Consider the following 21,145-nt stretch of genomic DNA (forward strand, 5'->3'; position numbering starts at 1 on the left):
GGCCCGGCCGCTGCCACCCCGGCATGGCCCCGCAGGAGCGCCCCCATGTCCTTCGATTTCGACGCCGCCGTGCAGGCACCTTTTCGCATGCAGCCCGGGCTGCGGCGGCTCGCGCCGGGCGCGCGTCAGCTCACGCCGCAAGCACCCGGCGCCTGGCATCTGCGCGAAAAGGCGGCCGTCCTGAACGCCGATGCCGCCCAGGCGCTGTGTGTGGAGCCGGGGTTCGACGCCCGCCCGGCATTGCACGCGCTGTGCCGCCACGCTGCGCTCGAACACCCGCTCGACTGGGCGTGGGACGGGCACGAGGCGACGGCGCGGCTGCTGGGGGTGGCGGTTGCCGGCGACGTGGTGCGCACGTTGACCGCCGATGTGGCCACGCAGGCCATCGCGCAGTGCCTGCGCCAGCTGGCAGCGCCGTGGCGCCTGGCCGGGCTGGTGAGCCTGGCGTTCGCGGAGGATTTCGCCGTGATCGATGGGCGCGACACACGCATTGCCTGGTTGGCCGTGGCGCTGCCATCGCATTGGTCACCGCAAGACAAGGTGGGCCGCCCGTTCGCCGACGTGCACGCGCCGGTGGCGGACAACGCGCTGCTCATCAGGGCCGCGCAGTCGTTGTCGCAACTGGTCACCGCCGAGCAGCGTTGGGAGCGCTTCGTCTGGACCATCAGCCCGCACGGCCGCCTGTGCGCGCATCCTCGTCAGGTGCCGGCCGGGGGCTGGGCCGGCGTCGCGCCCGGCGCGGCCTGGTGGCGCACCGAGCGCCAGACCTTCATTCCCGTGCCGGGGCAGCAGCAGGCCGTGTTCACGATCAAGGTGGACCTGCAGCCGCTGCCCGACGCCATCCACAACCGCGAGCGCGCCGCGCGGTTGCATGGGGCGCTGGCCAGCATGGGGGCCGACGTGCTGGCCTACCGCGGTCTGTCGCCGGTGCGTGATGCCTTGCTGGGCTGGCTGGCGGCCCGGAGCGACGGATTCCAGCCGTCTGAGTGATCAGACAACGAAAACGCTTAACTTGAGATCGATAACATCCCCGGCAGCGATGTAACTCTCTGTATTTGAGCGCCATTTCACAGGCGGTTATAGGGTTTGTGCGGACGGAGGCACAACGTCTCGTCTGCACAATTGCGCAGCTAGTTGTACGACAACAGGTAAACGATTAACCCCTTTAGGAGGAGCCATCTCATGAAACGACGTGAATTTGCCTTGAGCGCCCTGGTGCCGATCTGGCTGACCGCCTGCGGCGGTGGCGGGTCCGGTGACCCCAGGGAGCAGGCCGCCGATGGCCTGAAGCGCGCGGCGCGCCACATGGACGAAGTGGTGTCCTACCAGGGCGGCTATGTTTGGTCGTATTCGCCCGACCTGCAGCAGACCTTCGGCGAGATGGAGGCCTACCGCACCATGTGCTGGATCCAGCCACCCGGCACGCCTTCGGTCGGGCACGTGTACCTGGATGCCTTCCACGCCACCGGCGACGAGCGCTTCTACGAGGCCGCCGTGCGCACGGCGCTGGCCATCGTCGCCGCCCAGCACCCCTCGGGCGGCTGGAACTACATCCACGATTTCGCCGGCGAAGCCTCGCTGCGCCAGTGGTACGACACCATCGGCAAGAACGGCTGGCGGCTGGAGGAGTTCCAGCACTACTACGGCAACGCCACGTTCGACGACGCCGGCACCGCCGTCGCATCGCAGTTGCTGCTGCGCATGTATCTGGAGCGCCGGGACACGCGCTTCCTCGGCCCGCTGCAGAAGGCGATCAGCTTCGTCATGAATGCGCAGTTCGGGCCGGAGTACGGCATCGCCGCCGGTGGCTGGCCACAGCGGTTCCCGCATTTCCCCGGCGCCATCACGGACATGCCATCGCCGCACCCGGCGCAGTTGCCGGCCGGGGCGCTCTCGGGCATGGCCGATGGCGACTACACGCTGCACGTGACCTTCAACGACGACGTGATGGGCGAGAACATCAAGTTCATGACCATGTGCGTGATGACGCTGGGCGAGACGCGGCTGTTGCCCTATATCCAGCGCGCCATGGAGTGCATGCGCCTGCTGCAGCAGCCCGGCCCGCAGGCTGGCTGGGGCCTGCAGCATCTGTCGCGCGCCACGGGCGGCCGCGCCGCAGGTGAGCCGGCCGGTGCCCGTAGCTACGAGCCACGCTCGCTGGCCACGCACACCACGCAGACCAACATCCGCCAGCTGTTCAACTACTTCCAGCTGACCGGCAACCGCAGCTACCTGGCGCGCGTGCCCGAGGCGATCGCCTGGCTCAAGAGCTGCCCGCTGCCGGCTGCGGCCGTGGCGGCCAACAGCCTGCTGGGTGGCGGGCGCACGCACCCGACCTTCGTCGAGCTGGGCACCAACGACCCGCTGTATGTGCACCGCTACGGCTCGAACATCCACAACGGCGGCTACTACGCCGACAAGGACTACACCAACACCGTGAGCCACTACTCGGCTGGCCGCGCGATCGACATCGCCGGGCTGGAGTCGACCTACGCGCGGCTGGCCGGCATGAGCGATGCAGCCGTGGCCGAGATGGCTGCGCGCTCGCCGCTGGCCACCGGGGCCGGCACGCGCACGCTGCCCAAGTACTTTTCGATCCGCGAGGTGGACTTCCCGGACCTGTTCACCGGCGCCGTCATGGCCACGCCCGTGGTGCCCGAGACCGAAGCCCGCACGCTGCTGGACGAGTTGGGCAGCAAGAACTACTGGACGTCACCGGTGCCCGAGATCGTCAATCCGTTCCAAGGCGACGGTCCGAGTACGCCTTACACCGGTACAGCCTACCGCAGCAAGCACGTGGGCGATGTCTACGACACCTCGCCGTACCCGGCCGACAACCCGCCGGCCGTGGCGCCCTATGTCAGCCGTGACAAGCCGCAGTTCATCGTGACCTCGGACTGGATCCGCCGCATGGGCCGGCTGATCGCCTACGTGGCGCCGGTGGCCTGAGCGCGTCACCTGGGGGCATGGCGGGGCAGACAGGGGGCGCGCCGATAATCGCGCCCATGTCTGCCCCCAAAGTGCTGTTCGGTTTCCATGCGGTCGGTGTGCGTCTGAAGACCGCGCCGCAGTCCGTTGTCGAGGTCTACTTCGAGCCCACGCGCCGCGATGCGCGCATGCGCCAGTTTCTGGACCGTGTGCGCGAGGCCGGCACGCGGCTGATCGAGGCCGACGGGCTGCGCCTGGCCAAGCTGGCCGGCAGCCACGGCCACCAGGGCGTGGCGGCGCTCGTGCAGCCGCTGCCGCAGCAGCATTCGCTGGACGATTTTCTCGATGGCTTGCAGGGCCCGCCGCTGCTGCTGGTGCTCGACGGGGTGACCGACCCCCACAACCTGGGCGCCTGCCTGCGCGTGGCCGATGGCGCTGGCGCCCATGCGGTGATCGCGCCCAAGGACCACGCCGCCGGCCTGAACGCCACGGTGGCCAAGGTGGCAAGTGGCGCCGCCGAGACGGTGCCTTACTTCATGGTCACCAACCTGGCGCGCACGCTGGGCGAGTTGAAGGAGCGCAGCATCTGGTGCATTGGCACCAGCGACGACGCGCCCGCCACGCTCTACCAGACCGATTTGCGCGGGCCGACGGCGCTGGTGCTGGGCGCCGAGGGCGAGGGCATGCGCCAGCTCACGCGCAAGAGCTGCGATGCGCTGATCAGCATTCCGATGCGGGGCGCGGTGGAGAGTCTGAACGTCTCGGTGGCCAGCGGGGTTTGTTTGTACGAAGCCTTGCGCCAGCGCAGCGCCGCCGCCTGACGTCGCCTGGGCAAGCGCTCCGCGTTGCCCGCGCTGCCCGCGCTCGCGGTGCGCGTCGGCGCGGTGGGGCAGCGGGGTATGTGAAGCGTTGCGCAGGCTGCGAACGCGCCCAGCGTTCTCGAATGGCGCGATTAGCTCGCGTATTCGTGCAAAACGAACGGCTTTCCTGATCGAGAACAGAGCGAAACACGGCCGAAGTTCGTTACACGCCTTAACATTTAGCGGTCCTTCGAACCGCTGCGGACTTGCCTCCGCCCCTCCCATGTCGCCTGTCCCCCGCTTTCGCCTCGCCCCGATGGTGCGCGTGTGTCTGTTTGCTTTCGTCTGCGGCAGCGCTGCGCCGGCCTGGGCTGCGGACAGCAAGGCGTCGCGCTTCTATGAAGATGCCCTGGGCCGGTACGAGAAGAAGGACATGCCGGGCGCCATCATCCAGCTGAAGAACGCGCTGCAGATCGACAAGAGCATGCTGGCGGTGCAGGTGCTGCTGGGCAAGGCCTTGCTGTCCAACGGCGAGACAGCCGCCGCCGAGGTGGCGTTGGCCGAAGCCTTGCGCCTGGGCGTCAGCCGCGCCGAGCTGGTGGTGCCCATGGGGCAGGCCTACCTGGCGCAAGGCAAGCACACGCTTTTGCTGGAGCAGCCGCTGTTCGCCGTGGCCGGCCTGCCGGCGGCGGTGCAGGTTCAGCTGCTGGCGTTGCGCAGCAGTGCGTCGCTGGACCTGGGGGACGCGCGGGGCGCGCTGAAGGCGCTGGACGAGGCCCGCGCCATCGACCCACGCTCCGCCGACCCCTGGTTGGCCGAAGTCCCGGTGCGCATCCGTGCGCGCCAGTTCAAGGAAGCGTCGGACGCCGTGGCCAAGGCCCAGCAGCTGGCGCCCGATGCCGCCGAGGTGCGCTACCAGCGCGGCGCCATCGCCCATGTGCAGGGTGATGCCGCTGCTGCGCTCGCAGCCTACGACCAGGTGCTGGCCGTGGACGCGCGCCACGGCGAAGCCCGCATTGCCCGTGCCGGTCTGTATGTCGACCAGAACCGCATGGCAGAGGCTGCGCGCGACCTGACCGAGCTGAAGAACTATCTGCCGAACGAGCCGCGCGCAGCCTACCTGCGCGCGCTGTTGGCCCAGCGCGAGGGCAAGGCCAGCGTCGCCCAGGCTGCGCTGCGCGAAGTCACGGAGCTGATCGACCCGGCGCCGCCGGCGCTGGTGCAGTACCGCCCGCAGCTGTTGCTGCTCAACGGTCTGGCCCACTATTCGCTGGGCGAACGCGAAAAGGCCAAGCCGCTGCTGGAGACGCTGATGCGCGTCCAGGGGCCGAGCGCCGCCTCCAAGCTGCTGGCCCAGATCTACCTGCAGGAGAACAACGTCGAGCGCGCCGTCTCCGCGCTGGAAGCCTACCTGCGGGTGCAACCCGCAGACGGCCAGGCCATGATCCTGCTGGCCTCGGCCCACATGTCGCAGGGCCGCAATGCGCGCGCCATCTCGCTGATGCAGGAGGCACTGCGCGCGCGCGACGGCGCCGAGTTCCGCACCGTGCTGGGCATGGGGCTGCTGGGCAGCGGTCAGATGGGCAGCGGCGCCGCCGAGCTCGAAGCCGCGTTCCGCAAGGACCCGGCACAGACCCAGGCTGGCGTGGCGCTGGCTGGCCTGCACATGCGCGGCGGCCATCCCGCCAAGGCAGTGCCGATCGTCGAGAGCATGGTCCAGCGCCGGCCGGACAGCGCCGGCCTGCACGACCTGCTGGGCATGGCGCTGGCGCAGACGGGCAAGGTGCCGGCGGCCAAGGTAGCGTTCGAGCGGGCGATCGCACTGGACGGCACGCTGGTCGCGCCCAAGTTGCACCTGGCCCGCGTGGAGATCGCCACCAAACAGTTCGACGCCGCCGCGGCGCGGCTGGACGCGCTGCACAAAGCCGACGAGAAGAACGTCGAAGTGCTGATGGAGCAGTCGGTGCTGGCCACGCAGCGTGGCCAGCCCCAAGATTCGCTGCGCTGGCTGGAGCGTGCCAATGGCGTTGCCGGCCGCACGGAGCTGCGACCGGGCCTGGCGCTGGTGGACGCCCACCTGCGGGCCGGCCGCGCAGCGCAGGCCATGGAGACCATCCGCAACCTCAGCCCCAAGGCACCGGCCGATCTGCAGGTGGTGCTCGCCTATGGCCGCACCCAGCTGGCCAACGGCGACGCAGCGGGTGCGCGTGCATCCTTCAATAACGCGGCGCGCTCGGCGGGCGACAGCACGGCGCTGCACGTGCAGATCGCCGGCTTCCAGATGGCGGCCGGCAACCCCGACGGTGCGGCCTACAGCCTGGAGCGTGCGCTGGCCCTGGAGCCCGACCACGTGATGGCGCAGGCCGTCATGGCCGATGTGGAGCTGCGCCGGGGCCAGCTCCCGCAGGCCGAGGTGCGCGCGCGCCGCATCGCTGCGCAGCAGCCCAAGCGCGCCATCGGGCACAGCCTGCTGGGCGACATTGCGGCGGCGCGCGGGCAGCCGGCAGCCGCCGTCGATGCTTATCGCAAGGCCTTCCAGGCCGAGCCGTCGACCGACACCGTGCTGCGCCTGTACCGCCAGATGTGGGCGCAGGATGCCGGCAAGTCGGCTGCGCTGGTGCTGGAGCAGTGGCTCAAGCAGCGCCCGCAGGATGTGGTGGCGCGTCGTGCACTGGCCGATGGCTACGCCCAGAGCGGCCAGTACGCGGCGGCCCGCTCTGGCTATGAGACCTTGCTGCAGCAAGCGCCACAAGACGCGGGCGCACTGAACAACCTGGCCAACGTGCTGCTGCGTCAGAAGGACCCGGGCGCCGTGGCCGTGGCCGAGCGCGCCCACGCCCTGGCACCGACCGATGCGGCCGTCATCGACACGCTTGGCTGGGCGCTGTTCCGGACCGGCAATCCGGCCCTCCACGACCGCGCCTTGCAGTTGCTGCGCGATGCGCGGCTGCGTGATCCGTCCGACCCGTCCATCCGGTACCACCTGGCCTCGGTGCTGGCCCAGGCCGGGCGTACCCAGGAAGCGCGCCTGGAAGTGCAGGCCGCGCTGGATGCGGGCAGCTTCGAGTACAGCGACCAAGCGTCGGCATTGCTGAAGACATTGCCCTGACGAACTGTCGGGTTTTCTGTCAGATAACCGCGCGAATACCTGTCATCACTTGTAACTGTCTGAATCGTATCGCGTGGCACGGTTCTCGCTATTTGTTCCAAATTGAATCAAACGTAACTCAATATTTGCCTATGTTCACTTCCAAATTCCAGAGCGTCGCCATGGCGCTGACCGTGGCGATGCTGGCCGCCACGGGCTCCTCGGCATTTGCCGCGTGGACGTTCGGCAGCAACTCGAATGTCGCCGTCGACGGCGGCGTCAAGGCCACGGCGTCGGCTTACTCGGTGCTCAATGCAACGGTCAACACCGGCACGTCCACCAAGGGCGTGTTCAAGAGCAACAGGGACTTCGTCGGCTCCACGCTGAGCTACAACGGCGCCAGCGGCCTGGGCGTGTATGCGCCGGGCGAGACCTCGTCGGCGAACGGCGACCACGCCATCGACAATACCAAGTACACGGACATGGTGCTGTTCAGCTTCTCGTACGTGGTGGGCGGCGCCGCCGCTGCAGTGGACTTGAACAGCTTCAAGATGGGCTGGGCCACGGCGGATTCCGATGTCAGCCTGCTGTACTACACCGGAACGTCGGCCCCCGCCAACGTCGCGGGCCAGAACTGGTCGGAACTGCTGGCCAATGGATGGGCGCTGGTCAAGGACTACGCCGACGTGGGCTCCGCCAACGCGAAAGCCGTCACCGGCGACAAGGTGTCCAGCTGGTGGATGGTCAGTGCGTACAACACCGGTTTCGGCGGCACCGCACCCAGCGCGTCCAACGGACTGACACTGGGCGGCGATTACTTCAAGATCGCCAGCCTCAGCGGCGCCGTGATCACCAGCACGCCCCCCGGCAAGGTACCAGAACCCGGTTCGCTGGCGCTGATGGGTCTGGCCATGGGCGGCTTGCTCTACGCCCGCCGCCGCGCGGCGCGCAAGAGCTGATCGCAGCAGTTCGAAGAGCACAAGTAAAAAGGCGCCGGACTCGGCGCCTTTTGTATTGGCGGCAGCGCTCTCAGATCACGCCGGCATCCTTCAGACCGGCCACGTCGGCGACCGACAGGCCCAGCTCACGCAAGACTTCCTCGGTGTGCGCGCCCAGCGCGGGTGGCGCATGGCGCAGCACCGGCGGGTTGGCCGATAGCCGCAGCGGGCTGGCCACACCGGCAATCGAGGCGATACCGTCGCCTGCACGGCGCGGCAGCTCCAGTCGCAAACCGCGCGCTTTCACCTGTGGGTCGTCGAAAGCCTGGCCGATGTCGTTGATCGGCCCGCAGGGTACGGCCTTGTCCTCCAGCAGCGTGATCCACTCGGCCGTGCTGCGCGTGCGCGTCACGACCTGCATGGCCGGGATCAGCACCTCGCGGTGTTGCACGCGTGCCGTGTTCTTGGCAAAGCGGGGGTCGCTGGCCCATTGCGGCTGGCCCGCCGCCTCGCAAAAGCGCGCGAATTGGCCGTCGTTGCCGATGGCCAGCAGCATGGCGCCGTCGGCCGTCTGGAAGTCCTGGTAGGGCGCCAGGCTGGGGTGGCTGTTGCCCTGGCGCTGCGGCACCTTGCCGGTGTTCAAAAAGCCGGCCGCCTGGTTCGCCAGGATGGCCATGCCCACATCCAGCAAGGCCATGTCGATGTGCTGGCCCTCGCCGGTCTGCTCGCGTGCACGCAGCGCGGCCAGGACAGCGGTGGACGCATAGACGCCCGTGAACAGATCCGTCAGCGCCACGCCCACGCGCATGCCGCCACCGCCTGGCTCGCCATCGGCGCGGCCGGTGATGCTCATCATGCCGCTGGAGGCCTGGATCAGCAGGTCGTAACCCGCGCGCTCGGCGTAGGGGCCGTCCTGGCCGAACCCGGTCACCGAGCAATAGACGAGCCGAGGGTTCACAGCTTTCAGGCTGGCGTAGTCCAACCCGTACTTCTTGAGGCCGCCGACCTTGAAGTTCTCCACCAGCACGTCGGACGCCAGCGCCATCTTGCGGATCAGCGCCTGGCCTTCGGGTTTGGCCATGTCGATGGTGACGGATCGCTTGTTGCGGTTGCAGGCCGCGAAGTAGCTGGCCTGGTCCGTGTCCTGGCCGTTCTCGTCCTGCAGGAAGGGCGGGCCCCAGTGCCGCGTGTCGTCGCCGGCCCCGGGCAGTTCGACCTTGACCACGTCGGCCCCCATGTCGCCCAGGATCTGGGTGCACCAGGGGCCAGCCAACACGCGCGACAGATCCAGCACCTTCAGGCCGGCCAATGCGCCCGTGTTGTCGCCGGTGTTGGCTGCGCTTGCCATGTCGCCCATCAGTTCGCGAACGCGGCGATGCCGGTCTGCGCGCGGCCCAGGATCAGCGCGTGGATGTCGTGCGTGCCCTCATAGGTGTTCACGACTTCCAGGTTCACCAGGTGGCGGGCAACGCCGAATTCATCGGAGATGCCGTTGCCGCCGAGCATGTCGCGCGCCATGCGGGCGATATCGAGCGCCTTGCCACACGAGTTGCGCTTGATCAGCGAAGTCGTCTCCACAGCGGCCGTGCCTTCGTCCTTCATGCGACCCAGGCGCAGGCAACCTTGCAGGCCCAGCGCAATCTCGGTCTGCATGTCGGCCAGCTTCTTCTGGATCAACTGGTTCGCAGCCAGCGGGCGGCCGAACTGCTTGCGGTCCAGCGTGTACTGGCGCGCGGTGTGCCAGCAATCTTCGGCCGCGCCCAGTGCGCCCCAGGCAATGCCGTAGCGGGCGGAGTTCAGGCAGGTGAACGGGCCTTTCAGGCCCTGCACATCGGGGAACGCGTTTTCTTCAGGGCAGAACACGTCGTCCATCACGATCTCGCCGGTGAGCGAGGCGCGCAGGCCGACCTTGCCGTGGATCGCCGGGGCGGTCAGCCCCTTCATGCCCTTCTCGAGCACGAAGCCGCGGATCGGGCCGACGGCGCCGCTTTCGCTGACTTCCTTGGCCCAGACCACGAACACGTCGGCGATCGGGCTGTTGGTGATCCACATCTTGCTGCCCTTGAGCTTGTAGCCGCCCGCAGTCTTGATGGCACGCGTGGCCATGGAGCCCGGGTCCGAACCGTGGTCGGGCTCGGTCAGTCCGAAGCAGCCGATCCACTCGCCACTGGCCAGCTTGGGCAAATACTTCTGCTTCTGCGCTTCAGTGCCGAATTCGTTGATCGGCACCATCACCAGCGAGGATTGCACGCTGGCCATCGAGCGGTAGCCCGAATCCACACGTTCGACTTCGCGGGCGATGAGGCCGTAGCACACATAAGACAGGCCGGGGCCGCCGTATTCGGGCGCGATCGTGGGGCCAAGCAGGCCGACTTCGCCCATCTCGCGGAAGATGCTCGGGTCGGTGGTCTGGTTGCGGAACGCGTCGAGCACCCGTGGCTTGAGCCTGCCCTGGCAGTAGGCTTCGGCCGCCTCACGCACCATGCGCTCGTCGTCGGTCAGTTGCTGCTCGAGCAGGAAGGGGTCTTGCCATTCAAAACGGGCGTTGGCCATGGTGTCTCCTAAAGGTGGTGTATGGGCGAGGAAGCGGCCATCGTAGCGCAGCGCGGGTGCGGGCGGCAAACGATGCTTTGTCATCAAGATATGCGGATTGAGCGTATCTGGTGGTGAACGCCCCGGGTAGCCGTACCGTCGATATGTGTATATTGGGAATACTTTGCGACGCAAGCTCCCTTCCACCCAAGCCTTGATCTGCTTCGAGTCCGCAGCCCGCCACGAGAGCTACACGCGGGCCGGGCAGGAACTGTCGTTGACCCAGGGCGCCGTTTCGCGTCAGATCGCCGCGCTCGAAGAGTTCGTGGGCGTCGTGCTGTTCCGGCGCACGCGCCATGGGGTGGCCCTCACGGACAGCGGGCGCGACTACGCACGCCAGATCGCGCGCCGGCTCGACGGCCTGGAGCTGGACACCTTGAACGTGATGGCGCGCCAGGCCGCTGGCGGCTCGCTGGCGCTGGCCGCCGTGGCCACCTTTGCCACCCGCTGGCTGATCCCGCGCCTGCCGGACCTGGCAAGCCGGCATCCGCAGATCACCGTGAATATCGAGACCCGCACGCGGCCCTTCCTGTTCAGCGACGACGGCTTCGATGCTGCGCTCTATGCCGGCACGCCCGAGCAGGTGCAGAACTGGCCGGGTACTACCGCCGTGCTGTTGATGAGCGAAGAGGTGTTGCCGGTCTGCAGCGCGCGCCTGCTCGGCCGGCGCAAGCGGCTGTCGCCCACCGAACTGTCCGAGCTGCCGCTGCTGCAGCAAAGCACGCGGCCCGATGCCTGGCGCCAGTGGTTCGAGGCCATGGGCGTTGCGGCCGCGAACTGGCAGAGCGGGCCGCGTTATGAGTTGTTTTCCATGACCGCCACGGCGGCGGCCCACGGCCTGGGCGTGGCCCTGGTGCCGCGCATGCTGGTCGTAGACGAGCTGGCCCGGGGTGACCTTGTCGTCGCCTGCGAGCGCGCTCTCATGGGCAGCCGCGGCTACTACCTCGTGAGCCCTGAGCGCCGCGATCCGCCTGCTGCCTTGGGCCTGTTCCGCGACTGGCTGCAGGAGCAGGCGCGGGCCGACTCGGCCTGAGCCGCGCCTGGCCTGCGTGGCGTGTGCGCACGCGAAGCTGCAGCAGCGCCCGTCAGCGCCGCGTTGCTCCGCTTCGCGTCGTGCCACCGCAGGGCGTTACATGGCGCGAAACAAGTGGCTGTACAGCCGGCTCACAGCCAGCTTGTCGGGCCGCCCGCGCAGCGTCAGGTGCAGCTTGCCGGCCTCGTCGCGGGTCACGGTGTCGATGGCCGATGCCAGCACCACGGTGCCCCGGTGCACTTGCCAGAACCGCCCCGCATCGAGCTGCGGCAGCAGTTCCTTCAGCGGTGTGCGGATCAGGTATTCGCGTGCGGCGGTCAGCACCCGCACATATTTGTCGGCCGCCTCGAACACCAGCACCTGGTCAATGGGAACCATGTGGATGCTTGTGCCCACGCTGGCCTGGATCATGTGCAGTGGCGTCGTGGTGGCAGCGGGGCGGCTCGCCACCAGCAGCTGGCGCAGGGCATCGAGTCCGGCATCCGCCCCGTCCGTGCTGCGTGCGCGTTGCGCCAGCAGCGCCTGCAGGCGAACAACAGTCTTTCGCAGCCGCGCGCTGTCGACTGGCTTGACGATGTAGTCCACGGCCTGGGCCTCGAAGGCCTGCACGGCGTACTGGTCGTATGCGGTGACGAACACCAGCAGTGGGAAAGGCGCATCGTCCGGCCATGCGTGGGCCAGCGCTTCGGCCGCGTCGAGACCGCTCTGGCCCGGCATGCGGATGTCCAGAAACAGTACATCGGGCCGCAGCGCCAATGCCCGCTCCACGGCCGACAGGCCATCGCGTACATCGGCCACGACCCGCAGGCCCGGCCAGGCGTGGGCCAGCTCCCGCTCCAAGGCCAGGGCCAGCAACGGCTCATCCTCGGCGATCAAGGTGGTGCACTGCATACTTTCTGGGAATGTCGACTTGCTTTACATCATTTTGTTGGCATTTGCTGTGGACTAGCGCACATAGCCGCTGGGAAGCTGCCAAGTAGTTGTCCTGACACACGATTTTCTTTTGTAAGCAAGATGGCCCGAGAGTTGCTTTTGCGTGCGCATGCTAGAAATCATCGTCATCTTGTATGTAATCTTCATCCTCTTCGGATTGCGCTCCATTCCGTAGACGATGTTGTTGGACACTTTCGTTACGCTGCGTCGCCCTGCGTGGGCGGCAGCGTGATGCAGGCCAGGGTGCCACCCTGGGTCGTCCGTTCCACCACCAACGCGGCCTGACCCCCGAACCGCGTGGCAAGCCGCTCGCGGACTTGCGTCAGCCCAAAGCCGGTGCCGCCGCCCGCGCCGTGGGCGTCCAGCCCGCGGCCGGTGTCCATCACCTCCAGGCGCAAGCCCTGTGGCGTCGCGCAAGCGCTCACGCAGATGCTGCCGCCTTCCACCTGCGGCTCCACCCCATGCCGGATGCTGTTTTCCACCAGCGGCTGCAGCAGCAGCGAAGGCACCGGCCAGTCGGCCAGGGCGTCGGGCAAGTCCAGTGTGTAGCGCAGGCGTGGCCCCATGCGCACCGCCATCAGTTCCAGATAGTCCCGGAGACGGTCGAACTCCTGCGACAGCGCGTGCTCCGTCGTGCGTGAAGCCACCAGCGTAGCGCGCAGGTAGGCGACCAGGTGATCCAGCATGCGCGTGGCCTGCGCTGGGTCCGTGCCGACGAGCACGCGCAGGTTGGCCAAGGTGTTGAACAGCATGTGGGGCTCGAGCTGGGCCTGCAGCAGTTGCAGCCTGGCCTGCATGGCATCGCGCTCGGCCAGTGCGATGCGGGTCTGCTGGGCCTTTTGCGTGCCGCGGCTGTGGAAAAAGTAGGAACCCGCGAGGCCGGCGAACACCGTGATCACCAGCGATGTCGCCAGCCGGTTGGGCGCAAGCCCCCAGTGCTGCCACGTCGAGCAGCCGCAATACAAATCACCCAGATAGGAGCCGATGACGAAGCCCGTCACGATGCCGACCACCACCAGTGCGACACCGCGCAGCCCGGTGGGCCAGAACTGGTCCGGCCGGGCGCGCACGACGAAGCGGCCCAGATCGACCACCAGCCAGATCGTCATGCCGATGGCCAGCGAATAGACCAGTTGCTGGTCCCAGGGCTTGCTGGTCGTGAGCGCGAGGCCTGCGGCCACGAGGCAGCAGAACACCACGTTGATGAGACCGTGGCGCAACAAGGCGTCCGGGCTGAACCGGGCGGGCTGGGTCGGCAAAGGGGTGGGCATGGTGGCGGACCATTCTGGCGCGGCGAAGCCGGCTGGGTCAGGACGCAGTGGAGGAGCGGCGCCGATCAGGCCGTGAGTCCGAACTGCGCGGGCACTGCATCGCGCCGTGCCAGGCGCCACAGCCTGGCGCTGCGGCCCAGAAAGCAGCCGCTGAACGCGCCATAGACCAGCGTTGCCGCCAGCGCGAACAGCGGGTCGTGGGCCCGCGCGGGGCTCATCGTCAGAGCAACACCGACCGCGTACTTGGTCAGGAAGATCCCCATCAGCAGGGCCAGGGGTACCCAGCTGCCAGGCACCCCGAAGCGGCGCAGGCCGGCGTCATAGCGGGTGCCTGGGGGCAGGGCGCTGCGCGCCACGGCGCAGGCCAGCGGCAGCGCCGTGGCGCACCAACTGGCCAGCACCGCAGCCGTGGCACCAAACGCAGACACCGTGCCGTAGAGCGACAGCCCCACCATGGCCAGCGGCACGGCCGCCGTGCGGGCCAGGCTGTAGTGGCCCGGGCGTGATTGCGTCCAGCCCAGCGCCAGCAGCGCTGTCAACAGGGCCCAGACCCACAGGGGGGTGTGCGAGAGGATTTGGTACAGCATGGTGCGATCCGTGAAGTGATGGCCGCAACTGTGCCGGCCACCCTGCGGGCCGACAACGGGCGTGCGACGAAACACCATCGCAGGGGTGCGGCCTGCAGCCAAGCTGCGCCAGGCGCCGGCCGCGCGCGCGGCAATGTGGCCGCCGCCCATAATCCAGCCTCCAAAAAAAGCAGGGAGAGCGCGTGGACATCGTGTTGCTGGCGAAAGCCGCGGTCATGGGCATCGTCGAGGGGCTGACCGAGTTCTTGCCGGTGTCATCGACCGGGCACCTGATCCTCGCCGGCGCCTTGCTCGGGCTGACCGACGAGAAGGCCAAGGTCTTCGACATCGCCATCCAGACCGGCGCCATTCTGGCGGTCATCCTCGTGTACTGGCACAAGATCCGCGAGACCGTCGTGGCGTTGCCGCGCCAGACCAAGGCGCGGCGCTTCGTGCTCAATGTGCTGATCGGCTTTCTGCCAGCCGTGGTGCTGGGGCTGGCCTTCGGCTCGCTGATCAAGGCGCATCTGTTCACACCGCTCGTGGTGGCGACCACCTTCATCGTCGGCGGCTTCATCATCCTGTGGGCGGAGCGCCGGCCGCCGGGCTCGGTGCGCGTCGAGCATGTGGACGACCTGACGCCGTTGGATGCGCTCAAGGTCGGCCTGGTCCAGTGCTTTGCCATGGTGCCCGGTACCAGCCGTAGCGGCGCCACCATCATCGGCGGCATGCTGCTGGGCCTGTCGCGCAAGGCGGCGACCGATTTCTCATTCTTCCTGGCCATTCCCACCTTGGTGGGAGCAGGGGTCTACAGCTTGTACAAGCAGCGCGCGCTGCTGTCCATGGCCGACCTGCCGATGTTTGCTGTCGGCCTGCTGTTCTCCTTCGTCAGCGCCTGGCTGTGCGTGCGCTGGCTGCTGCGCTACATCTCGTCCAACAGCTTCGTGCCGTTCGCCTGGTACCGCATCGCTTTCGGCATCGTCGTGCTGTGGACGTCGTATGCCGGCTGGATCGTCTGGACAGCAGACTGACGCGGCCGCTGCGCCGGCTGGGGTATCCGGCCGATGCCCGGCAAGCGCAGCGCCAGGTCGTCCACGTCCACACCGAAGCCCAGGCCCAGCAGATTCAGTTCCACCCCCTCGTCGCGCGCCAGCGTGATGCCGGCCAGCCCCAGCAGCGACACCTGCCAGCCCGTGCCGCTGGGCGCTGAGGCGAACAACGTGGCCGACCCGAGGTAGTCCTTGCCGATGGCCGTAGGGGGCAGGTCCAGCCGCAGGGCCGGCACTTCGCGTGCCATCCAGGCCACGAAGGTGTTGCTGTTCGGCCCGGGCCACAGCCGGTAGGTGTGGCTCCAGGGATAGCGCGGCACGGCCGCCTCCAGCTGGTCGATCATGGCCTCGGCGGCCGGGCCGCGGTGGTCTGCCAGCAACTGCGGGTAGGCGCCGAACCAGTGGGTGTCCGGCGCATCGCCTTGGGACTGGACCACCGCATTGCCGCCGCCGCGTGCGCGCCAGCCAATGATCTGCCACGTGGTGTATGTGTCTGCCCCCGCGCGTTTGACGGTGATCCACGGGTGGATGCCAAAGGCGCCCCGCCAGCGTACGGTGCGCGCACCGTAGACCTGGACCACTGCGCGCGGTTCGAACGCAGGCGCTGGCGCCTGGCCGGTGGATGAACGGTCGGCTTGGTGCCAGGGTGTGTCGAGGTCCAGGCTGCCGAAGGCCAGCGTCCCGATCGGACCGAGCATCAGCAGGCCCACCAAGGCGATAAGGCGCAGCGGCCACCGCCACAGGCGCCGGGGGGTAGGGGGTGCAGAAAAGGCCATCACCCAGTATGCCGGCAGCCCAGTTCTGCTTTTTTACCTGGGTGCGGACTGGCGTGCCAAACGGTTGAAAACAATTTTTTAGATCTAAGTAGTTAGTATTTACTTGTGTACTCTTCACAAGTTTTCAGGAACTTTTCTCACAAAACACATCGAGTGTTGAATCGGATTGGGTAAAAATTGCCACAATCGCACCCACTCACAGCTTTGCATACAAGTAGTGATGCGTGAGTACAAGCATCTTTAGCGTTTGATCCAAGGAGAATCCATGGCCGCACCCAACAACCTCGTGACGCTCGTCAATGTCTGCGAAGACACCGACAAGAGCTTTACGATCGAATCACTCCTCGCCGCAGCCGGGTACACCCCGGAAGGCCCGGTGGTGATCTACACGATCCAAGTCAAGAATCCGGATGGCACGTATTCCACGGCGCCGACCTCGCTGGTGCGCGTGTCTGATGACAGGACCAGCATGGTCATCACGGCAAGCAACGAGCAGGATTGGTACGGTTACCTCGAAACGCTCAATCTCGTCATCGAATCGGGCGACGAGCTGTTCACAGTCAAGGTGGGTGTCACAGTCGACGCGGTCAACGATGCGCCTGAAGGCACGGACCAAGCGATCGCTCTGACCGACAGCTCGGGCTACGTTTTCCAGGAGGCCGATTTCGGCTTCACGGACCCGGTGGAGGGCGACGCCTTCAAGTCGGTCGTCATCAGCAGCTTGCCCGGCGCCGGTCAACTGTTGCTGAACGGTGTGCTGCTGGCAGCGGGCGCCGAGGTGTTGATTGCCGACATCCGGGCGGGTGCGCTGGTGTACCAGCCACCATCCAGCGGGGCCGGGCAGATCAGCTTCGGCTTCCAGGTCCGCGACGATGGCGGCACCGTTGGTTGCAACGCGTCCGACCTCGACGGCACGCCCAACTTCATCACGCTCCAGTTGCCGCCGCTCGGCAGCCTGGGCGACCGCGTCTGGTACGACGCTGACGGCGACGGCGTGCAGGACAGCAACGAAACCGGCGTCGCCGGAGTCAGTGTGACGCTGGCCGGCGCAGGCGCAGACGGCGTGTTCGGCACCGCCGACGACATCAGCCGCAGCACCACGACCAACGGCACAGGCAACTACCTGTTCACCGATCTGGCCGGGGGCCAGTATCAGGTCACGTTCGGCGCCGTCCCAGGCTACCAGTTCACCTCGCCCAATGTCGGCGATGACGCACTGGACTCCGATGTCAACGCCTTCGGCATCTCCCAGTTCGTCACTCTCGCCGACGGGCAAACGAATCTGACCGTGGACGCCGGCGTCGTGGTCGCCGTACCTGTCGATCCGCAGACCGCGCAACTGGGCGACCGCGTCTGGTACGACACGGACCGCGACGGCGTGCAGGACAGCACGGAAACCGGCGTTGCCGGCGTCATCGTGACGCTGGCTGGCGCTGGCGCCGATGGCGTGTTCGGCACCGCCGACGACATCAGCCGCGGCACCACGACCAACAGCACCGGCAATTACCTGTTCACCGGCCTGGCCGCTGGCCAGTACCAGGTGACGTTCGGCGGCGTGGCCGGCTACCAGCTCACCACGGCCAACGTGGGCAACGACGCGACGGACTCGGACGCCATCATCGGCACGGGCAAGTCGCAAGTCGTGGCCTTGGCCATCGGCGAGACCAACCTGACGGTGGACGCCGGCCTGGTGCAGACCGACACCAACACCGCCCAACTGGGCGACCGCGTCTGGTACGACACCGACCGTGACGGCGTGCAGGACAGCACCGAGACCGGCGTGGCCGGCGTGACCGTGACGCTGGCTGGCGCTGGCACCGACGGCGTGTTCGGCACCGCCGACGACATCAGCCGCAGCACCACGACCAACAGCACCGGCAACTACCTGTTCACCGGCCTGGCCGCTGGCCAGTACCAGGTGACGTTCGGCGGTGTGGCCGGCTACCAGCTCACCACGGCCAACGTGGGCAACGACGCGACGGACTCGGACGCCATCATCGGCACCGGCAAGTCGCAAGTCGTGGCCTTGGCCATCGGCGAGACCAACCTGACGGTGGACGCCGGCCTGGTGCAGATCGAAACCAACACCGCCTCCCTGGGCGACCGGGTGTGGATCGATGCCAACAGCAACGGTGTGCAGGACAGCGGCGAGGCGAGCGTCGTCGGTGCCACGGTGCGCTTGCTGAACGCCAGCGGCCAGGTGATTGCGACCCAGCTGACCGATGCCAATGGCAACTACCTGTTCACCGGCTTGGCGGCAGGCCAATACGCCGTACAGGTGGTGGCCCCCGACGGCTACAAATTCACCACGGCCAACGCGGGCACGAACGACGCGGCCGACAGCGACACGGTGTGGGACGGCACGGGCACCCAGACGGGCACCAGCGGGCTGGTCACGCTCCAGATCGGCGAGAGCAACCGCACGGTCGACGCTGGCGTGAAGGTATGCCTGGTCAAGATCGGCGACAAGGTGTGGATGGACACCGATGCCGACGGCGTGCAGGACGCCGGAGAAGCGGGCGTGGCCGGCGTCACGATGACGCTGACCGGCACCGGCACTGACGGCGTGTTCGGCACGGCCGACGACACCGTGCGCACCACCACCACCGATGCCAGCGGGAACTACCTGTTCACCGACGTGGCTTGGGGCCAGTACAAGGTCGGCATGACCTTGCCCAACGGCCTGGCGCTGACCACCGCCAACGTAGGCAGCAACGATGCAGTGGACTCCGACTTCCAGGCGACGACTGTGAGCGCGGTCTCCAACCTGATCGTCAACGGCAGCTTCGAGAGCGGCGCGACGGGCTGGACCGGCCTGGGCGACACCGTCGAAGTGGGCCAGGCCTCATGGTCGTGGTTCGGCGTGACCGGCGCGACCGGTACGTATGTGGCGGAACTGGATTCAAACGTGGCCGGCAGCGGCACCGGCTTCTACCAAAACATCCAAACCGACGCGGGCCGTACTTACCAGTTGTCGGTCGATGTGGCAGCCCGCACGGGCACGTCGCTCGCGACCAACACAGTCGAAGTGTGGTGGGGCAATTCGCGCATCGCCACCATCGATCCGACTTCGACCACGTTCAAGACCTACACGTTCAGCGTCGTCGGCACTGGCGGTCTGGACCGTCTGTCGTTCCGCGAGCAGTCTGGCGACGACGACAGCTGCGGCGGCATGATCGACAACGTGCGTCTGACAGCTCCGGCTATCTCCACGTATTCGACGGCGGTGACCGTTGACACCTGTGACGACATCCTGACGGTCGACGCCGGCGTGGTGAACATCAACACTGCCAGCCTGGGCGATCGCGTCTGGTACGACACCGACCGCGACGGCGTGCAGGACAGCACCGAGACCGGTGTGTCGGGCGTCACCGTGACGCTGGCTGGCGCTGGCACCGATGGCGTGTTCGGCACGGCGGATGACATCAGCCGCAGCACGACGACCAACACCACCGGCAACTACCTGTTCACCGGCCTTGCAGCAGGGCAGTATCAGGTGACGTTCGGTGGCAAGACTGGGTATGAGTTGACCACCGCCAACGTTGGCAGCGACGCGACGGACTCCGACGCCATCGCCAGCACCGGCAAGTCGCAGGTGGTCAGCCTGGCCGTCGGCGAATCCAACCTGACGGTGGACGCCGGCCTGGTGGTCAAGGACACCAACAACGCCTGCCTGGGCGACCGCGTGTGGTACGACACCGACCGTGACGGCGTGCAGGACAGCACCGAGACCGGTGCGTCGGGCGTGACGGTGACGCTGGCTGGCGCAGGCGCCGACGGCGTCTTCGGAACGGGCGATGACATCAGCCGCAGCACCACGACCAACAGCACGGGCTACTACCTGTTCAGCGGTCTGGCGGCCGGGCAGTACCAGGTGACGTTCGGCGGCAAGACCGGCTACCAGTACACCACGGCCAACGTGGGCAGTGATTCGACGGACTCCGATGCGACCGCCACCACTGGCAAATCGCATGTGGTCACGCTGGGCATTGGCCAGTCCAACATGACGGTGGACGCCGGCTTGGTGACGAAGCAGGGGACGGCCAGTGTGGGCGACCGCGTCTGGAATGACGTTGACAGGGACGGCATCCAGGATGTGGGCGAAACGCAGGGCATCTACAACGTCAAGGTCAAGCTGTACGACTACAACAACAACGTGGTCGCCACGACCTATACGAACAGCAGCGGCAACTACCTGTTCAGCAACCTCAACGCCGGGTACTACTACCTCGAGTTCGACAAGAGCAGCGCCACTGCGGGAGGATCTTCCGTTGCCAACACCAATTGGGTGTGGACCTACCAGGACCGCGGCACCAACGATGCCACGGACTCTGACGTGGTGCATGAGAACAGCAGCGTCAACGTGACCTGGACCGAGGACTGGTTCTGGCTGGCCGAAGGGCAGGCCGACCGCACGCGCGACGCAGGCATGTCGCCCATCGCCATCGATTTGAACGGCGATGGCATCCAGACCGTGGCACGGGGTGCGTCGGACGCCACTTTCGACCTGTTCGGCAATGGCAGCGGCATCCAGTCCGGCTGGCTCTCGGGAAGCGACGGCTTCCTGGCGGTGGACCGCGATGGCAACGGCAAGATCGATGACATCAACGAGCTGTTCGGCGGTACCGCCAAGGGCAAGGGCTTCGCCAAGCTGGCCAGCTTCGACAGCAATGGCGACGGCGTGGTCGACGCGCAGGACGCCAACTTCGGTGAGCTGCGTGTGTGGCAAGACGTCAACGGCAACCACCAGACCGATGCCGGCGAACTCATGACGCTTGCCCAGGCCGGTGTGGCGGCCATGACCGTGGCCTATACCGACCTGCCATTCCTGGACAAGCAGGGCAACCTGCACCTGGAGCGCAGCGACGCGACCATGGCGGACGGTACCTCGGTCGACATGACCGACGTGTACTTCAACGTCGACGTCGCCGACGCCCAAGCCGCCGGTGTGGAACTGCCGTCGATCGCCGAGCTGCTGGGCGTTGACAACGCGCTGCTGGACCAGTCGCTGGGCGGTGGCGCCGCGCGTGAGCAGGCCGCGATGGTCGATTTCGGCTTCGACGCTGCCAACGAAGCGCAGCGCGCAATCGCCAAAGCCATGCAACAGCCCGACTCAGCCCTCGCGCTGGCTCCCTGAGCATCCCTTCGATTACCGCCCCATCAGGGGCAGG

General features: G+C 67.3%; 14 protein-coding genes. 8 read left to right on the forward strand and 6 right to left on the reverse strand.

Going from position 1 to position 21,145, the window contains the following annotated elements; genetic code table 11:
* Window positions 1-45 precede the first annotated feature (45 nt).
* The 5 genes from AC099J_RS29100 (at window position 46) to xdp1 (ending at window position 7,775) form a co-directional block, all read left to right on the forward strand.
* Window positions 46-990 (forward strand): heme-dependent oxidative N-demethylase subunit alpha family protein, encoded by a 945-nt coding sequence (locus tag AC099J_RS29100; protein WP_479618808.1) that lies wholly within the window; start codon window positions 46-48, stop codon window positions 988-990.
* Between the two features lie 192 nt (window positions 991-1,182).
* Window positions 1,183-2,949, forward strand: a complete 1,767-nt coding sequence (locus AC099J_RS29105; RefSeq protein ID WP_479618809.1) for a pectate lyase — start codon at window positions 1,183-1,185, stop codon at window positions 2,947-2,949.
* Between the two features lie 56 nt (window positions 2,950-3,005).
* The gene (gene rlmB / locus AC099J_RS29110) at window positions 3,006-3,749 is read left to right on the forward strand and encodes a 23S rRNA (guanosine(2251)-2'-O)-methyltransferase RlmB (RefSeq protein WP_479618810.1); all 744 of its coding nucleotides are present in this window, start codon (window positions 3,006-3,008) and stop codon (window positions 3,747-3,749) included.
* Between the two features lie 262 nt (window positions 3,750-4,011).
* Entirely contained in the window at window positions 4,012-6,837 is a 2,826-nt protein-coding gene (prsT, locus tag AC099J_RS29115; RefSeq protein ID WP_479618811.1) for an XrtA/PEP-CTERM system TPR-repeat protein PrsT, read from the forward strand.
* Window positions 6,838-6,968: 131 nt separating this feature from the next.
* Window positions 6,969-7,775, forward strand: coding sequence for an exosortase-dependent surface protein XDP1 (xdp1, locus tag AC099J_RS29120; protein WP_479618812.1), 807 nt, complete (start codon window positions 6,969-6,971; stop codon window positions 7,773-7,775).
* Between the two features lie 70 nt (window positions 7,776-7,845).
* On the opposite strand, the gene AC099J_RS29125 is transcribed toward xdp1, so the two are convergent.
* Together AC099J_RS29125 and AC099J_RS29130 are read right to left on the reverse strand one after the other, a co-directional pair.
* Window positions 7,846-9,102, reverse strand: a complete 1,257-nt coding sequence (locus AC099J_RS29125; RefSeq protein ID WP_479618813.1) for a CaiB/BaiF CoA transferase family protein — start codon at window positions 9,100-9,102, stop codon at window positions 7,846-7,848.
* Window positions 9,103-9,110: 8 nt separating this feature from the next.
* Window positions 9,111-10,307 carry an acyl-CoA dehydrogenase gene (locus tag AC099J_RS29130; protein WP_479618814.1) on the reverse strand — a complete coding sequence of 399 codons (1,197 nt, stop codon included), beginning with the start codon at window positions 10,305-10,307 and terminating at the stop codon, window positions 9,111-9,113.
* A 163-nt stretch (window positions 10,308-10,470) separates the two neighbouring features.
* Here AC099J_RS29130 and AC099J_RS29135 point away from each other — a divergent pair, with 163 nt between their 5' ends.
* Window positions 10,471-11,379, forward strand: coding sequence for a LysR substrate-binding domain-containing protein (locus AC099J_RS29135; protein ID WP_479618815.1), 909 nt, complete (start codon window positions 10,471-10,473; stop codon window positions 11,377-11,379).
* A 96-nt stretch (window positions 11,380-11,475) separates the two neighbouring features.
* Here the strand turns inward: AC099J_RS29135 and AC099J_RS29140 are convergent, their stop codons facing one another.
* From AC099J_RS29140 to AC099J_RS29150, 3 genes are all read right to left on the reverse strand, one after another.
* Window positions 11,476-12,270, reverse strand: a complete 795-nt coding sequence (locus AC099J_RS29140; protein WP_479618816.1) for a LytR/AlgR family response regulator transcription factor — start codon at window positions 12,268-12,270, stop codon at window positions 11,476-11,478.
* A 239-nt stretch (window positions 12,271-12,509) separates the two neighbouring features.
* Entirely contained in the window at window positions 12,510-13,583 is a 1,074-nt protein-coding gene (locus tag AC099J_RS29145) for a sensor histidine kinase (RefSeq protein WP_479618817.1), read from the reverse strand.
* Between the two features lie 65 nt (window positions 13,584-13,648).
* Window positions 13,649-14,170: a DUF6622 family protein gene (locus AC099J_RS29150; protein ID WP_479618818.1), complete on the reverse strand. Its 522-nt coding sequence runs from the start codon at window positions 14,168-14,170 to the stop codon at window positions 13,649-13,651.
* A 182-nt stretch (window positions 14,171-14,352) separates the two neighbouring features.
* Here AC099J_RS29150 and AC099J_RS29155 point away from each other — a divergent pair, with 182 nt between their 5' ends.
* Window positions 14,353-15,180 carry an undecaprenyl-diphosphate phosphatase gene (locus AC099J_RS29155; protein WP_479618819.1) on the forward strand — a complete coding sequence of 276 codons (828 nt, stop codon included), beginning with the start codon at window positions 14,353-14,355 and terminating at the stop codon, window positions 15,178-15,180.
* Here the strand turns inward: AC099J_RS29155 and AC099J_RS29160 are convergent.
* Window positions 15,072-15,896 (reverse strand): DUF3750 domain-containing protein, encoded by an 825-nt coding sequence (locus AC099J_RS29160; RefSeq protein ID WP_479618820.1) that lies wholly within the window; start codon window positions 15,894-15,896, stop codon window positions 15,072-15,074. The genes AC099J_RS29155 and AC099J_RS29160 overlap by 109 nt on opposite strands.
* Before the next feature lie 343 nt (window positions 15,897-16,239).
* On the opposite strand from AC099J_RS29160, the gene AC099J_RS29165 reads away from it, so the two are divergent.
* The gene (locus tag AC099J_RS29165; protein ID WP_479618821.1) at window positions 16,240-21,111 is read left to right on the forward strand and encodes an SdrD B-like domain-containing protein; all 4,872 of its coding nucleotides are present in this window, start codon (window positions 16,240-16,242) and stop codon (window positions 21,109-21,111) included.
* Window positions 21,112-21,145: the final 34 nt, after the last annotated feature.

It is taken from the genome of Rhodoferax sp. RT4P68 (genome assembly GCF_056521305.1).

Excerpts from the sequence above, each read along its gene's own strand:
- xdp1 (WP_479618812.1), top strand. The coding sequence starts at position 6,969 with ATGTTCACTTCCAAATTCCAGAGCGTCGCCATGGCGCTGACCGTGGCG.
- AC099J_RS29160 (WP_479618820.1), bottom strand. The coding sequence starts at position 15,896 with ATGCTCGGTCCGATCGGGACGCTGGCCTTCGGCAGCCTGGACCTCGAC.
- AC099J_RS29105 (WP_479618809.1), top strand. The coding sequence starts at position 1,183 with ATGAAACGACGTGAATTTGCCTTGAGCGCCCTGGTGCCGATCTGGCTG.
- AC099J_RS29165 (WP_479618821.1), top strand. The coding sequence starts at position 16,240 with ATGGCCGCACCCAACAACCTCGTGACGCTCGTCAATGTCTGCGAAGAC.
- AC099J_RS29125 (WP_479618813.1), bottom strand. The coding sequence starts at position 9,102 with ATGGCAAGCGCAGCCAACACCGGCGACAACACGGGCGCATTGGCCGGC.
- AC099J_RS29140 (WP_479618816.1), bottom strand. The coding sequence starts at position 12,270 with ATGCAGTGCACCACCTTGATCGCCGAGGATGAGCCGTTGCTGGCCCTG.
- prsT (WP_479618811.1), top strand. The coding sequence starts at position 4,012 with ATGTCGCCTGTCCCCCGCTTTCGCCTCGCCCCGATGGTGCGCGTGTGT.
- AC099J_RS29130 (WP_479618814.1), bottom strand. The coding sequence starts at position 10,307 with ATGGCCAACGCCCGTTTTGAATGGCAAGACCCCTTCCTGCTCGAGCAG.
- rlmB (WP_479618810.1), top strand. The coding sequence starts at position 3,006 with ATGTCTGCCCCCAAAGTGCTGTTCGGTTTCCATGCGGTCGGTGTGCGT.
- AC099J_RS29100 (WP_479618808.1), top strand. The coding sequence starts at position 46 with ATGTCCTTCGATTTCGACGCCGCCGTGCAGGCACCTTTTCGCATGCAG.
- AC099J_RS29150 (WP_479618818.1), bottom strand. The coding sequence starts at position 14,170 with ATGCTGTACCAAATCCTCTCGCACACCCCCCTGTGGGTCTGGGCCCTG.
- AC099J_RS29145 (WP_479618817.1), bottom strand. The coding sequence starts at position 13,583 with ATGCCCACCCCTTTGCCGACCCAGCCCGCCCGGTTCAGCCCGGACGCC.